Below are 13,749 nucleotides of genomic sequence, written 5' to 3'. Positions count from 1 at the left end.
TGGTGAGATGCTGGATTGCTTCGCTTCGCTCGCAATGACGGAGCAAACGATGACGTTTCGAACGGGGGACTACAGTTGACAGCCCAAGCCATTATCCAGAGTCTCGCGAGCGGCCTTCTGATGGGTCTGCTCTACGGACTGATCGCGGTCGGCCTCGCGCTGATCTTCGGCCTGATGGACGTCACGAACTTCGCCCACGGCGAGTTCCTGATGATCGCGATGTACCTGTCCTTCTTCCTGTTCGCGTTCTTCGCGATCGATCCCCTGCTGTCGGCCCCATTGGTCGCCGCGGCGATGTTCGTGTTCGGAGCGGTGGTCTATCTGCTCCTTGTACGCTTCGCCATGCGGGCCAAGGCCAATGCCGGCATGGTGCAGATCTTCACGACTTTCGGCCTTGCGATCGTGATGCGCGGCCTCGCGCAGTACTTCTTCACGCCGGACTATCGCAGCATTCCACAGTCCTGGCTCGGCGGTAAAACCATCTCGGTCGCCGGCATCTTCCTGCCGGAGCCGCAACTGGTCGGCGCGCTGGTCTCGATCGCGGCCTTCGCCGGGCTCTACCTCTTCATCCACCGCACCGACTTCGGCCGCGCGCTGGAAGCCACCCGCGAGGATCCCGGCGCCGTCGCGCTCGTCGGCATCGACAAGAACCGCGTGTTCGCGTTCGGCTGGGGCCTCGGCGCCGCGCTGGTCGGTCTCGCCGGTGCGATCATGGCAGTGTTCTTCTACATCTATCCCGATGTCGGCGCGTCGTTCGCGCTGATCGCCTACGTGACCGTGGCGCTCGGCGGCTTCGGCAGCGTGTTCGGCGCCTTCGCCGGCGGCATCATTGTCGGCCTGGTCGAAGCGGTGACCGCGCTGGTGCTGCCGCCATCGCTGAAGTCCGTCGGCATCTATGCCGTCTATCTCCTCGTCGTCTTCATCCGGCCGCGCGGCCTGTTCGGGTCGATGTGATGGACAAGGCTTTTGCAGCGCGGCGCCGCCGCGACCTCATCATCGCCGCCGTGCTGGCCGGGCTCGCAGCGCTGGCTCCGCTGTTGATCAAGGATGTTTACGTTCAGAACATCCTGATCCTGACCCTGATGTATGCGGCGCTGTCGCAGAGCTGGAACATCCTGTCCGGCTATTGCGGGCAGATCTCGCTGGGACACGCGCTCTATTTCGGCATCGGCGCCTACACCACCGAGCTGCTGTTCACCAAGTTCGGCGTGCTGCCCTGGTTCGGCATGCTCGCCGGCGGCGTGATTGCGGCGATCATCGCAATGGGGCTCGGTTATCCCTTCTTCCGCCTGCGCGGCCATTACTTCGTGATTGCGACCATCGTCATCGCCGAGATCGGACTGCTCTTGTTCCAGAACTGGGAATGGGCGGGGGCTGCGATGGGAATCACCGTTCCCGTGCGCGGCGACAGCTGGCTGAAATTCCAGTTCATGCGCAGCAAGCTGCCGTACTTCTATTTCGCGCTGGTGCTGTGCAGCCTCGCCTGGTTCGTCACCTGGTGGCTCGAAGATTCCAAATGGGGTTTCTGGTGGCGCGCGGTGAAGGACAATCCGGAAGCGGCCGAGAGCCTCGGCGTCGTCGTGTTCAACTCCAAGATGGGCGCGGCCGCGGTCTCCGCCTTCCTCGTCGCCATCGGCGGCGCGTTCTATGCGCAGTTTCTTGCCTATATCGACCCTGAAAGCGTGATGGGCTTCCAGTTCTCGCTGCTGATGGCGCTGCCGGCCGTGCTCGGCGGCATCGGCACCCTCTGGGGGCCTGTGCTTGGGGCTGCCATCCTGATCCCGATGACGGAGCTGACGCGCTCCTATATCGGCGGCTCAGGCCGTGGCGTTGACCTCATCGTCTATGGCGCCCTGATCGTCGCGATCTCGCTTGCCCTGCCGCGCGGTCTGGTGAGCCTGTTCTCACGTTCGAAAGCAAAAGGAGCCACGCGATGACTGCGCTCCTTGAAACCCGCGGCGTCTGGCAGCGGTTCGGCGGCCTCATCGCCAACAGCGATGTCTCGATCTCGGTCGGCCGCGGCGAGATCGTCGGTCTGATCGGGCCGAACGGCGCCGGCAAGTCGACGCTGTTCAATCTCATCGCCGGCGTCCTGCCGCCGACGCAGGGGTCGATCTGGTTCGACGGCGAGGATGTCACCAACATGCCGGCGGCAGAGCGCTGCCAGCGCGGCGTCGGGCGCACCTTCCAGGTGGTCAAGAGCTTCGAGACCATGACTGTCATCGACAACGTCATCGTCGGTGCTCTCGTCCGCAACACCGTGATGCGCGAGGCGCGCCGCAAGGCGCATGAGGTGCTCGAATTCACCGGCCTTGCCGCGCGCGCCGACGTGCTCGCGAGCGATCTCGTGCCGGCCGAGAAACGCCGCCTCGAAGTCGCCCGTGCGCTGGCGACCGAACCGAAGCTGCTGCTGCTGGACGAAGTCCTCACCGGCCTGACGCCGACCGAGGCGCAGACCGGCGTCGCGCTGGTGCGCAAGGTGCGCGATGCCGGCATCACCGTTTTGATGGTCGAGCACGTCATGGAGATCGTGATGCCGCTGGTCGACCGCGCCATCGTGCTCGACCTCGGCAAGGTGCTGGTCGAGGGTAAGCCTTCCGACGTCGTCCGCGATCCCAAGGTGATCAGCGCATATCTGGGAGATCGTCATGCTGTCGGTGCATGAAGTCACGACCGCCTATCAGGGTCTGGTCGCGATCTCCGCGGTCTCGATCGAGGTCCAGAAGGGCGAGATCGTCTGCGTCGCCGGCGCCAATGGCGCGGGCAAGTCGACGCTGCTCAAATCCATCGCCGGCGCCGAGCGCCCGCGTTCGGGCACGGTGACGTTCGACGGCAAGCGGCTCGACGGCATGGCGCAGCATCACGTCACCGCCACCGGCATCGCCTATGTGCCGGAGAACCGCCGCCTGTTTCCGCGTCTGTCGGTGCGCGACAATCTGCGCCTCGGCAGTTATCTGTACCGCGGTGACGCCGACCGCGAGGGGCCGCTCAATCTCGTGTTCACGCTGTTCCCGCGTCTCCAGGAACGTTTGGAGCAACGCGCCGAGACGCTGTCCGGCGGCGAGCAGCAGATGCTCGCCATCGGCCGCGCGCTGATGACGCGCCCGCGGCTGTTGATGCTGGACGAGCCCTCGCAAGGCATCATGCCGAAGCTGGTCGACGAAATCTTCCAGGCGGTACTGCGCATCCGCGACGCCGGCATGACCGTGCTGATCGTCGAGCAGCGCATGGCCGAGTGCCTGGAGATCGCCGACCGCGCCTACATCCTGCAAACAGGCCGCGTGCTGATGCAGGGCCCGGCAGCCGAAATCAGGGGCAATCCCGACGTGCGCAAGGCGTATCTGGGGCTGTAGCCACAAAGTGTTGGGCACGTACGTCCCAGCACTCGGTGTCATCGCCCGCGAAGGCGGGCGATCCTCGCGGGGAATGACAAGCGTGGGTGAGGCGGCGTTAGTCCGCCCATGACCGTGCGCCACCTAATGCTCGTGCCCATGCTCCGGCAGCGTCACCCCGAACACCTTCACCAGGTCCTTGACCTGCTCCGGCGACAGATATCGCGGGTTCATCCCGCGCAGCAGCAGGTACAGCTTCGCCGTCTCCTCCAGCTCCTCCGTCGCGAACACCGCGGCCTCCAGCGTGTCGCCGGCGACCACCGGGCCGTGATTGGCGAGCAGCACGGATGAATAATTGCCCGCCAGTCCCTTGATCGCATCCGCCACCGCGGGATCGCCGGGGCGGTAATAGGGCACGAGCGCAGTGGCGCCGCATTTCATCAGATAATAAGCCGTCATCGGCGGCAGCGCGGCGCGCGGGTCGATCTCGGGCAGCATCGAAAGCGCGACCGAATGGGTGGAGTGCAGATGCACGATCGCCCGTGCACTCCCGCGTGTGTCGTAGAGCGCGGTGTGCAGCGGAACTTCCTTGGTCGGCGCATCGCCCGAAACCAGCCGGCCCTGATCGTCCAGCCGCGACAGTTTCGCGGGATCGAGGAAGCCGAGCGAGGCGTTGGTCGGGGTCACTAGCCAGCCGCCGTCCAGCCTGACGCTGATATTGCCGGAGGAGCCCGGCGTCAGCCCGCGCTCGAACAAGGACCGCCCGAAGCGGCAGATATCCTCACGCAGCCTTGTCTCGTTGCTCGTTTCAGTTTTCATGGCCGTCATGCCCGCTTGTCTCACGCTTTGGCAGCACGGCCAAGCCGTGTTATTCGGATCAGTGAGCCGCCGCAAAGGGCGGCCGTCCAGGAAACGTTCGCAAGGGTCAGTTGCATGTCCGCCTCCACGTCACAAAATCAGCGTATCGCCGTCATCGGGCTCGGCTCGATGGGGTTCGGCATGGCGACCTCGCTGAAGCGCGCCGGTCATGCCGTGACCGGCTGCGACGTCTCGGCCGACGCGGTGGCGCGCTTCGTGAAGGACGGCGGCGCGGGCGCCAGCACGCCGGCGGAAGCGGCCAAGGGGGCCGACATCGTCGTCAGCGTCGTCGTCAATGCCGCGCAGACCGAGACCATCCTGTTCGGCAAGGATGGCGCCGCCGAGACCCTGCCGAAGGACAGCGTCTTCCTGTCCTCCGCCACCATGGACCCGGATGTGGCTCGTCGCCTCGCAAAGCAGTTGGAGGCGACCGGCCGTCACTATCTGGATGCGCCAATCTCCGGCGGCGCGCAGCGCGCGGCCCAAGGCGAGCTGACGATCCTTGCCTCCGGCAGTCCCGCCGCCTTTGCAAAGGCACGGCCGGCGCTCGATGCCATGGCCGCAAAACTCTACGAGCTCGGCGATGCCGCAGGGCAGGGCGCCGCCTTCAAGATGATCAACCAGTTGCTCGCCGGTGTGCATATCGCCGCCGCCAGCGAAGCGATGGCGTTCGCGGCCAAGCAGGGCCTCGACATCCGCAAGGTCTATGAGGTGATCACGGCCTCAGCCGGCAATTCCTGGATGTTCGAGAATCGCATGCCGCACGTGCTCGACGGCGACTACACGCCGCGCAGTGCGGTCGAGATCTTCGTCAAGGACCTCGGCATCATCCAGGACATGGCGCGCAGCGCCCGATTCCCGGTGCCGGTCTCGGCCGCCGCTCTCCAGATGTTCCTGATGACGTCAGCTGCCGGCATGGGCCGCGATGACGACGCCTCGGTCGCGCGCATGTATGCGCAGGTTACCGGCGTAAAACTTCCCGGCGACAAGTAGAGCCAAGAGGATTCCGATGCCCCGTTTCGCCGCCAATCTCTCGATGATGTTCACCGAGGTGCCGTTCCTCGACCGTTTCGACGCCGCCGCGCAAGCGGGCTTCACCGCGGTCGAATTCCTCTTTCCCTACGAGCATCCGGCCGAAGTGGTCGGCGAGCGCCTCAAGCGCAACGGTTTGACACAGGCGCTGTTCAACCTGCCGCCGGGCGACTGGAATGCCGGGGAGAAAGGCTTTGCGGCTCTTCCCCAGCGCTTCGCCGATCTCAAGGCGAGCCTGGAGACCGCGTTGCCTTACGCCAAGGCGACCGGTGTCAAGCGGCTGCACTTGATGGCGGGCATTGCCAACCGCGGCGAGCGCGTCGCGATCGAGGCGTTCTACAAGTCGGTGGCGTGGGCTTCGGAGTTCTTCGCTCCGCACGGTATCGACATCGTGCTCGAGCCGATCAATGCGCGCAATGTGCCCGGCTACTTCCTCAACGATTTCGGCTTCGCGCGCGATCTAATTCAAGAGCTGAGGCTTCCGAACCTGAAGCTCCAGTTCGACATCTATCACTGCCAGATCATCCACGGCGACGTCACCATGCGCCTGCGTGAGATGATGCCGATCATCGGGCACATCCAGATCGCCAGCGTTCCCTCCCGCAACGAGCCCGACGGCGAGGAGCTGAACTATCCGTTCCTATTCACCGAGCTCGACCGGCTCGGCTATACCGGCTTCGTCGGTTGCGAATACAATCCGCGCGGCAAGACCACCGATGGCCTCGCCTGGTTCAAGCCTTATGCGGGAGTGAAGCCGTGACGCTTGCGCTGGGTTGCATCGCCGACGACTACACCGGCGCTTCCGATCTCGCCAACACGCTGACGCGCGCGGGCCTGCGTACCGTGCAGACCATCGGCGTGCCCGCGGACGATCTCGCGCTGCCCGAAGTCGACGCCGTCGTGGTGTCGCTGAAGAGTCGCTCGATCGAGGCAGGCCTTGCCGTGTCGCGCTCGCGCGCGGCGGAGAAATGGCTGCGTGGCCGCGGTGCGGGCCATGTGCTGTTCAAGATCTGCTCGACCTTCGACTCCACCGATGCGGGCAATATCGGCCCGGTGATGGACGCGCTGCGCGCCGATAGCGGCGAGGCCGTCGTGCTGGTGACGCCGGCTTTCCCGGAGACCGGCCGCACGGTCTATCAGGGCAATCTGTTCGTCGGCGCCGTGCCGCTGAACGAGAGCCCGCTCAAGGACCATCCGCTCAACCCGATGCGCGATTCCAACCTGGTGCGCGTGCTGGCACGCCAGAGCAAGACGCAGGTGGGCCTGGTCGACCTCGCGACCGTCACCCGCGGCGCGGAGGCGGTGCGGACTCGGCTGGCCGAATTATCAGGCAAGGGCACCGGTGCCGCGATCATCGATGCCGTGTTCGACCGTGACCTCGAGACCATCGGCCTCGTCGCTGCTCAGCATCGGCTGTCGGTCGGCGCCTCCGGCATCGGCCTCGGACTGGCGCGGGCTCTGGTCTCGACGGGCAAGGTCAAGTCGGCCGCTGGCAGCGGCGGGGCGGACGCCGCCGTCGGCGGACCGGCAGCCTGCCTCGCCGGAAGCTGCTCGCAGGCGACGCTTCAGCAGATCGCCAATGCCGAACGCGTCATGGCGGTGCTCCATCTCGATCAGGACCGTATTCTTACGGGAGCGGACGAAGTGCAGCGCGCGATCGCCTGGGCCAAGCCGCGACTTGCCGACGGTCCGGTCCTGATCGCGTCGAGCGCGACACCGGATCAGGTTGCCGCTCTGCAGGCGCGCCACGGCCGCGATGCGGCCGGTCACGCCATCGAGCAGGCGATGGCCGACATTGCGGAAAACCTAGTCAAATCAGGCGTCAGGCGGCTGGTCGTGGCTGGCGGCGAGACCTCCGGCGCCGTCGTCGATCGCCTCGGGATTCCCGGCTTCCTGGTCGGCGCGGAGATCGCTGCGGGCGTCCCGGTGCTGCGCGCCGTCGGCGCTGAAGCAGGCGATATGCTGCTCGCGCTGAAGTCCGGAAATTTCGGTGGGCCGGAATTCTTCGCGGACGCGCTTGGGCTCATGCGCTGAGCGCAGGGCGTTCTTAGCTGCCTGTTCATTTCTTTCAGGCTCCGTACTCGAACGGAGTCGTAGTTAACATCTGCTCAGTCGCTCTGTTGTCTGATGTCGGCGTCGCTCCTTTTGGTTGATTGTTAAGACCTCCCGGACGCGCGCCCGCGCCAGCACAACGAGACCCGATTATGTTCGCCACCATCTCCATTCGCGCCAAGATCATCAGTGTCGTGGCGTTCCTTCTGGTCGCGATGACCGGCATGGGCCTGCTCGCCGTCACGAAGATGCGGGCGATGAACGCCAACACGACCGACATCACCACAAGCTGGCTGCCCAGCGTCCGGGTGCTCGGCGACTTGCGTGCCGGCGTGATCACCTACCGCAACGTGATCCGCGAGCACATGTTGTCGGAGACTCTCGAAGAGAAGCTTGCGGCGGAGAAGACGCTGGCGACGGTGGTTGAGTCGAACACCAAGTTCCGTCAGGCCTACGAGCCCATGATTACCTCTCCTGAGGAGCGGGCTCTTTACAAGGAGTGGTCCAAGGCTTGGGACGCCTACAAGCAGGGCACCCAAGAAGTCATGGCGCTGTCACGCAAGGAGGCCGGCAAGGTCCCGCACGAGGCGCATGAGTTGAATACCAAGACGGTCAATAAGATCGGGTTGCAGGCCGACGAGATCCTGAGGAAGGACATCGAGCTCAACACCAAGGGCGGGGATCAGGCTGCCCTGGATGCCGCCGACAGCTATTTCTATGCCTTCATGCTGGTCTCGATCATCCTCGGCGCCGCTGTGATCATCGGCATCGGCGTCAGCTTCTACCTGGTCCAGGACGTCTCCGCCGGCATCAACTCGATCACCGAGCCGATGCAGGCGCTCGGCAAGGGCGACCTCTCCGCCGAAGTCCCGCATCGCGGCGAGAAGACCGAGATCGGCGCCATGGCCGACGTGCTCCAAATCTTCAAGGAGGCGCTGATCGCCAAGAAAGCTGCCGATGAGGCCGCCGCCGCCGATGCCGAAGCCAAGATCGAGCGCGGCCGCCGCGTCGACGGCATCACCCGCGATTTCGAAACGATGATCGGCGAGATCGTCCAGACCGTGTCGTCGGCCTCGACCCAGCTCGAAGCCTCCGCCTCGACGCTGACCTCGACCGCCGACCGCTCGCAGCGGATGGCGACCACGGTCGCCGCGGCCTCGGAGGAAGCATCCACGAACGTGCAGTCGGTGGCCTCTGCCACCGAGGAAATGGCTTCGTCGGTGGGCGAGATCAGCCGTCAGGTGCAGGAATCGGCGCGGATGGCGGGCGACGCCGTCGGCCAGGCCCGTGCCACCACCGAGCGCGTCAGCGAACTGTCCAAGGCGGCTTCCCGCATCGGCGACGTCGTCGAGCTGATCAACACCATCGCCGGCCAGACCAACCTCTTGGCGCTGAACGCCACCATCGAGGCGGCGCGTGCCGGTGAAGCCGGCCGCGGCTTCGCGGTGGTCGCCTCCGAGGTGAAGGCGCTTGCCGAGCAGACCGCCAAGGCGACCGGCGAGATCGGCCAGCAGATCTCCGGCATCCAGGCGGCGACCAACGACTCGGTCGGCGCCATCAAGGAGATCTCCTCGACCATCGAGCGTCTCTCCGAAATCTCCTCGGCGATTGCGGCTGCGGTGGAAGAGCAGGGCGCAGCGACCCAGGAGATCGCCCGCAACGTGCAGCAGGCGGCGCAGGGCACCCAGCAGGTCTCCTCCAACATCACCGACGTGCAGCGCGGTGCGACCGAGACCGGCACGGCCTCCTCGCAGGTCCTGTCGGCAGCGCAGATGCTGTCCAACGACTCGAGCCGCCTCAAGACCGAGGTCAGCAAGTTCCTGACCAACGTCCGCGCGGCCTAAGCCGGGACACGATCGCGGTTCTGAAAGCGGCGCCTGCGGGCGCCGCTTTTTTACGGGGGTAAGCCGCTTCCGTAATCTTCCGGTCGCAGGCTGCATATCTGGAATGCGATTTCGCAGTGCGATAGCAGGGAAGTGACCGCAAGGGGCGGCGCCGTCGTTGGCCATTTCCGCGGTGTTCGGGTAAATCAGCCCTAGGAACCCGTGGGGCGTGTTCCCTGTCCCCGATTTGGAATTGCCTGACCAATGATTGCTCTGGTCCGTATTGCCCTGAGCCGACCCTACACGTTTGTCGTGCTCGCGCTTCTGCTCCTGATCATCGGGCCGCTCGCGGCCCTGCGGACGCCGACCGACATCTTCCCGGACATCCGCATCCCCGTGATCGGCGTGGTCTGGCAGTACACCGGCCTGCCGCCGGACCAGATGTCCGGCCGCATCACCACGCCGTTCCAGCGCGCGCTGACGACGACCGTCAACGACATCGAGCACATTACCGCCAACTCCTATAACGGGTTTGGCATCATCAAGATCTTCTTCCAGCCGAACGTCGACATCCGCACCGCCAACGCGCAGGTCACCGCGATCTCGCAGACGCTGCTGAAACAGATGCCGCCGGGCGCAACGCCGCCCCTGATCCTGAACTACTCCGCCTCGACCGTGCCGATCATCCAGGTGGCTTTGTCGGGCGATGGCCTGACCGAGCAGAACCTCGCCGATATCGGCATCAATAATCTGCGCACCCCGCTGGTCACCGTGCCCGGCGCGGCGATCCCGTATCCGTTCGGCGGCAAGCAGCGCCAAATCCAGATCGACCTCGATCCGACCGCGCTCCAGGCCCGTGGCCTGTCGGGCCAGGACGTCGCCAACGCGCTCGCCGCCCAAAACCTGATCACGCCGGTCGGCACCCAGAAGATCGGCCAGTTCGAATACAACATCCAGCTCAACAACTCGCCGCTCAAGATCGACGAGCTCGGCAATCTGCCGATCAGGACCGTCAACGGCGCGATGGTCTATGTGCGCGACGTCGCGACCGTGCGTGACGGCAATCCGCCGCAGACCAACATCGTCCATGTCGACGGCAACCGCTCGGTGCTGATGATGGTGCTGAAGGCGGGCGCGACCTCGACGCTCGATATCATCGCCGGCATCAAGCAGAAGGTGATCGACGTCAAGGACCAGCTGCCGGACGCGCTGAAGATCGGCTTCATCGGCGACCAGTCGGTGTTCGTCCGCGGCGCGATTCAAGGCGTCGCAGTCGAAGGCGTGATCGCCGCGCTGCTGACCAGCGTCATGATCCTGCTGTTCCTCGGCAGCTGGCGCTCCACGGTCATCATCGCGGTCTCGATCCCGCTCTCGGTGCTCGGCGCCATCATCATGCTGTCGGCGATCGGCGAGACGCTGAACATCATGACGCTCGGCGGCCTTGCGCTCGCGGTCGGCATCCTCGTCGACGACGCCACCGTGACCATCGAGAACATCAACTACCATCTGGAGCAGGGCAAGCCGGTCGAGCAGTCGATCCTCGACGGCGCCAACCAGATCGTGACGCCGGCCTTCGTCTCGCTGCTCTGTATCTGCATCGTGTTCGTACCGATGTTCTTCCTCTCCGGCGTCGCGCGCTTCCTGTTCGTGCCGATGGCCGAAGCCGTGATGTTCGCGATGATCTGGTCGTTCATCCTGTCGCGCACGCTGGTGCCGACCATGGCGAACTATCTGCTGCAGGCTCACGTCCATCACGAGGGCGGCCCGCCGAAGTCGCGCAATCCGCTGGTCTGGTTCCAGCGCGGTTTCGAGGCCAGGTTCGAGCGCATCCGCGGCGGCTACCATGACTTCCTCGGGCTCGCGCTGGCGCACCGTGCGGTGTTCGTGATCGGCTTCCTCTGCGTGGTCGGCGCGTCCTTCGCGCTGGTGCCGTTCCTCGGGCGCAACTTCTTCCCGGCGGTCGATGCCGGCAATATCCTGATGCATGTCCGCACCCAGGTCGGCACCCGCGTGGAGGAGACGGCCAACCAGCTCGCCGACGTCCAGAAGGCGATCCGCAAGCTGATCCCCGGCGAAATCGAGACGCTGACCGACAACATCGGCATGCCGATCTCCGGCATCAACATGACCTACAACAACACGGGCGTGATCGGCCCGCAGGACGGCGACATCCAGATCAAGCTGAAAGAGGGCCACAAGCCGACGGAAGAGCACGTGCGCGTGTTGCGCGAGCAGCTGCCGCGCCTGTTCCCCGGCGTCAGCTTCGCGTTCCTCCCCGCAGACATCGTCAGCCAGATCCTGAACTTCGGCGCGCCGGCGCCGATCGACCTGCAGATCCGCGGCGCCAATATCAACGCCAACTTTGCCTACGCCAACAGCCTGCTGGCGAAGGTTCGCAGGATTCCGGGCGTTGCCGATGCGCGCATCCAGCAGTCGCCGAACAATCCCACCTTCAACATCGACGTCGACCGCACCCGCGCGCAATATGTCGGCCTGACCGAGCGCGACGTCACCAACAGCCTCGTGGTCAATCTCGCCGGCTCCTCGCAGGTGGCGCCGACCTACTACCTCAACCCCGACAACGGCGTGTCCTACTCGATCGTGATGCAGACGCCGCAATATCAGATCGACTCGCTCAGCGCGCTCCAGACGCTGCCGATCACGGCCGCCGGCAATTCTCAATCGCCGATCCTCGGCGGCATTGCCGACATCAAGCGCTCGACCTCGAGCGCGGTGGTGTCGCAATACGACATCCAGTCGATGGTGCAGATCTTTGCCACGACCTCGGGCCGCGATCTCGGCGCGGTCGCCGCCGACATCCGCCAGGTGATCGCCGACACCGCCAAGGACGTGCCGAAGGGCTCCTCCGTGGTGCTGCTCGGCCAGGTGCAGACCATGAACAGCGCCTTCACCGGTCTTCTGTTCGGTCTGCTCGGCGCCGTCGTGCTGATCTACTTCCTGATCGTCGTGAACTTCCAGTCCTGGTCCGATCCGTTCGTGATCATCACGGCGCTGCCGGCCGCGCTCGCCGGCATCGTCTGGATGCTGTTCATGACCGAGACGACGCTGTCGGTGCCCGCCCTGACCGGCGCGATCATGTGCATGGGCGTTGCCACCGCCAACAGCGTGCTCGTGATCTCCTTCGCCCGCGAGCGCTACGAGGAGCTCGGTGACCCCATCGCCGCTGCACTCGAGGCCGGGTTCGTCCGGTTCCGCCCGGTGCTGATGACCGCGCTCGCCATGATCATCGGCATGGCGCCGATGGCCCTGGGGCTCGGGGAGGGTGGCGAGCAGAATGCGCCGCTTGGCCGCGCCGTGATCGGCGGCCTGATCTTTGCAACTTTCGCCACGCTGATGTTTGTTCCCGTGGTGTTCAGTATGGTACACAAGAAACAAGGCGCCAAAGCCGCCGCCCCATTGGAGACTCCGCATGTCGCCCACTGAACCCCGCTCCCCGGTGTCGCACCGGAAACTGGGCATCTTCGGCGTGGTGGCGCTGATTGCGGCAGGCCTCGTTGTCGGCACCGGCATTCGTGCCCGCGAGGAGCAGGGCTCCAAGCTGAAGGAGTGGACCGACGATCAGGCCGTTCCCAGCATCGTCGTGACGCTGCCCAATGCGAAGGCTCTCAACGCCACCATCGACCTGCCGGGCCGTCTGGAAGCCTATTACCGCGCGCCGATCTTCGCGCGCGTCTCCGGCTATCTGAAGAGCTGGAGCGTCGACATGGGCGCGCGCGTCAAGGCGGGGCAGGTGATCGCCGAGATCGAGGCGCCCGACCTCGACCAGCAACTGCTTCAGGCCCGTGCTGACCTCGCCAGCCAGCAGGCCAGTGCCAGGCTCTCGGAAGCCACGCTCAACCGGCGCAAGACGCTGGTCGCCTCCAACTTCGTCTCGGCGCAGGAGATCGACGAGCGCACCGCCGATCTCTCCAACAAGAACGCAGCCGTCCACTCAGGCCAGGCCAACGTCGAACGCCTCGAGGCGCTGGCCGGCTACAAGAAGATCACCGCGCCGTTCGACGGCGTGGTCACGGCGCGCGATACCGACGTTGGCGCGTTGATCAACGCCGGCGGCGGCTCCGGTCCGGCGATGTTCGTGGTCTCCGACATCACCAAGCTGCGCGTCTACGTCAACGTTCCCCAGAACTACGTGCCGGCGATCAAGATCGGCGCCAAGGCCACCATGGTCATGCCGGAATACCCGAACCGGACATTCCAGGCGACGGTCGAGGCGTCCTCGCAGGCCGTCGACGTCGCCTCAGGCACCACCCGCATGCAGCTTCGGCTCGACAATTCCAACGGCGAGTTGATGCCCGGCGGCTATGCCAGCGTGAAGCTCAACCTTCAGCGCGACACCGCGCCGCTGAGCATTCCCGCCAGCGCCCTGATCTTCAACGGCAGCGGCCTGCGCGTCGCGACCGTCGGCGCGGACGACAAGGTGCAATTCAAGACCGTGACCATCGCGCGCGATCTCGGCAAAGAGGTTGAACTCGCCTCGGGCATCGCGCCCGACGACCGCGTCATCACTGTCCCGCCGGATGGCCTTTCCGACGGCGACCAGGTTCGCGTGACCGGGGCCGGCGCCAAGGGCAAGCCGGCGACGGCGTCGGAGAAGCAGGCGCCGAAGGGCTAGACTTCTTCACCTCTCCCCG

Annotated in this window: 11 protein-coding genes; 10 read left to right on the top strand and 1 reads right to left on the bottom strand. The window is 65.3% G+C overall.

The annotated features are described in order from the left end of the window. The first annotated feature begins 75 nt into the window (after positions 1-75). From BJ6T_RS32930 to BJ6T_RS32915, 4 genes are read left to right on the top strand one after another with little or no spacing between them, the layout of a single operon-like run. The gene (locus BJ6T_RS32930) at positions 76-954 is read left to right on the top strand and encodes a branched-chain amino acid ABC transporter permease (protein WP_014496898.1); all 879 of its coding nucleotides are present in this window, start codon (positions 76-78) and stop codon (positions 952-954) included. Further along, positions 954-1,937, top strand: coding sequence for a branched-chain amino acid ABC transporter permease (locus BJ6T_RS32925; RefSeq protein WP_014496897.1), 984 nt, complete (start codon positions 954-956; stop codon positions 1,935-1,937). The genes BJ6T_RS32930 and BJ6T_RS32925 overlap by 1 nt, the downstream gene beginning before the upstream one ends. Then, on the top strand, positions 1,934-2,665 hold the full coding sequence (locus BJ6T_RS32920; protein ID WP_014496896.1) for an ABC transporter ATP-binding protein: 732 nt from the start codon (positions 1,934-1,936) through the stop codon (positions 2,663-2,665). The genes BJ6T_RS32925 and BJ6T_RS32920 overlap by 4 nt, the downstream gene beginning before the upstream one ends. After that, on the top strand, positions 2,649-3,353 hold the full coding sequence (locus BJ6T_RS32915; RefSeq protein WP_014496895.1) for an ABC transporter ATP-binding protein: 705 nt from the start codon (positions 2,649-2,651) through the stop codon (positions 3,351-3,353). Before BJ6T_RS32920 ends, BJ6T_RS32915 begins: the two co-directional genes overlap by 17 nt. Before the next feature lie 123 nt (positions 3,354-3,476). Here BJ6T_RS32915 and otnC read toward each other — a convergent pair whose 3' ends face one another. Next, positions 3,477-4,160: a 3-oxo-tetronate 4-phosphate decarboxylase gene (gene otnC, locus BJ6T_RS32910; RefSeq protein ID WP_028169752.1), complete on the bottom strand. Its 684-nt coding sequence runs from the start codon at positions 4,158-4,160 to the stop codon at positions 3,477-3,479. Positions 4,161-4,208: 48 nt separating this feature from the next. Here otnC and ltnD point away from each other — a divergent pair, with 48 nt between their 5' ends. The 6 genes from ltnD (at position 4,209) to BJ6T_RS32880 (ending at position 13,730) form a co-directional block, all read left to right on the top strand. Beyond that, the gene (gene ltnD, locus BJ6T_RS32905; RefSeq protein WP_476077857.1) at positions 4,209-5,183 is read left to right on the top strand and encodes an L-threonate dehydrogenase; all 975 of its coding nucleotides are present in this window, start codon (positions 4,209-4,211) and stop codon (positions 5,181-5,183) included. A gap of 16 nt (positions 5,184-5,199) precedes the next feature. Then, positions 5,200-5,982 carry a 2-oxo-tetronate isomerase gene (gene otnI, locus BJ6T_RS32900; RefSeq protein WP_014496892.1) on the top strand — a complete coding sequence of 261 codons (783 nt, stop codon included), beginning with the start codon at positions 5,200-5,202 and terminating at the stop codon, positions 5,980-5,982. Continuing rightward, positions 5,979-7,256: a 3-oxo-tetronate kinase gene (otnK, locus tag BJ6T_RS32895; RefSeq protein ID WP_014496891.1), complete on the top strand. Its 1,278-nt coding sequence runs from the start codon at positions 5,979-5,981 to the stop codon at positions 7,254-7,256. The genes otnI and otnK overlap by 4 nt, the downstream gene beginning before the upstream one ends. Before the next feature lie 170 nt (positions 7,257-7,426). Continuing rightward, positions 7,427-9,118 carry a methyl-accepting chemotaxis protein gene (locus tag BJ6T_RS32890; protein WP_014496890.1) on the top strand — a complete coding sequence of 564 codons (1,692 nt, stop codon included), beginning with the start codon at positions 7,427-7,429 and terminating at the stop codon, positions 9,116-9,118. Between the two features lie 243 nt (positions 9,119-9,361). Next, positions 9,362-12,541 (top strand): efflux RND transporter permease subunit, encoded by a 3,180-nt coding sequence (locus BJ6T_RS32885; RefSeq protein WP_014496889.1) that lies wholly within the window; start codon positions 9,362-9,364, stop codon positions 12,539-12,541. Further along, entirely contained in the window at positions 12,528-13,730 is a 1,203-nt protein-coding gene (locus BJ6T_RS32880) for an efflux RND transporter periplasmic adaptor subunit (RefSeq protein ID WP_014496888.1), read from the top strand. Before BJ6T_RS32885 ends, BJ6T_RS32880 begins: the two co-directional genes overlap by 14 nt. Positions 13,731-13,749: the final 19 nt, after the last annotated feature.

The organism is Bradyrhizobium japonicum USDA 6 (assembly GCF_000284375.1).
GTDB lineage: Bacteria > Pseudomonadota > Alphaproteobacteria > Rhizobiales > Xanthobacteraceae > Bradyrhizobium > Bradyrhizobium japonicum.
The sequence above is the reverse complement of the archived record's forward strand: the minus strand, read 5'-3'. Positions and strand labels throughout refer to the sequence as shown.

What these genes read in the sequence shown, in the direction of transcription:
- BJ6T_RS32925 (WP_014496897.1), top strand. Translation starts at nt 954, where the DNA reads ATGGACAAGGCTTTTGCAGCGCGGCGCCGCCGCGACCTCATCATCGCC.
- BJ6T_RS32920 (WP_014496896.1), top strand. Translation starts at nt 1,934, where the DNA reads ATGACTGCGCTCCTTGAAACCCGCGGCGTCTGGCAGCGGTTCGGCGGC.
- BJ6T_RS32915 (WP_014496895.1), top strand. Translation starts at nt 2,649, where the DNA reads ATGCTGTCGGTGCATGAAGTCACGACCGCCTATCAGGGTCTGGTCGCG.
- otnC (WP_028169752.1), bottom strand. Translation starts at nt 4,160, where the DNA reads ATGACGGCCATGAAAACTGAAACGAGCAACGAGACAAGGCTGCGTGAG.
- otnI (WP_014496892.1), top strand. Translation starts at nt 5,200, where the DNA reads ATGCCCCGTTTCGCCGCCAATCTCTCGATGATGTTCACCGAGGTGCCG.
- BJ6T_RS32890 (WP_014496890.1), top strand. Translation starts at nt 7,427, where the DNA reads ATGTTCGCCACCATCTCCATTCGCGCCAAGATCATCAGTGTCGTGGCG.
- BJ6T_RS32885 (WP_014496889.1), top strand. Translation starts at nt 9,362, where the DNA reads ATGATTGCTCTGGTCCGTATTGCCCTGAGCCGACCCTACACGTTTGTC.
- BJ6T_RS32880 (WP_014496888.1), top strand. Translation starts at nt 12,528, where the DNA reads ATGTCGCCCACTGAACCCCGCTCCCCGGTGTCGCACCGGAAACTGGGC.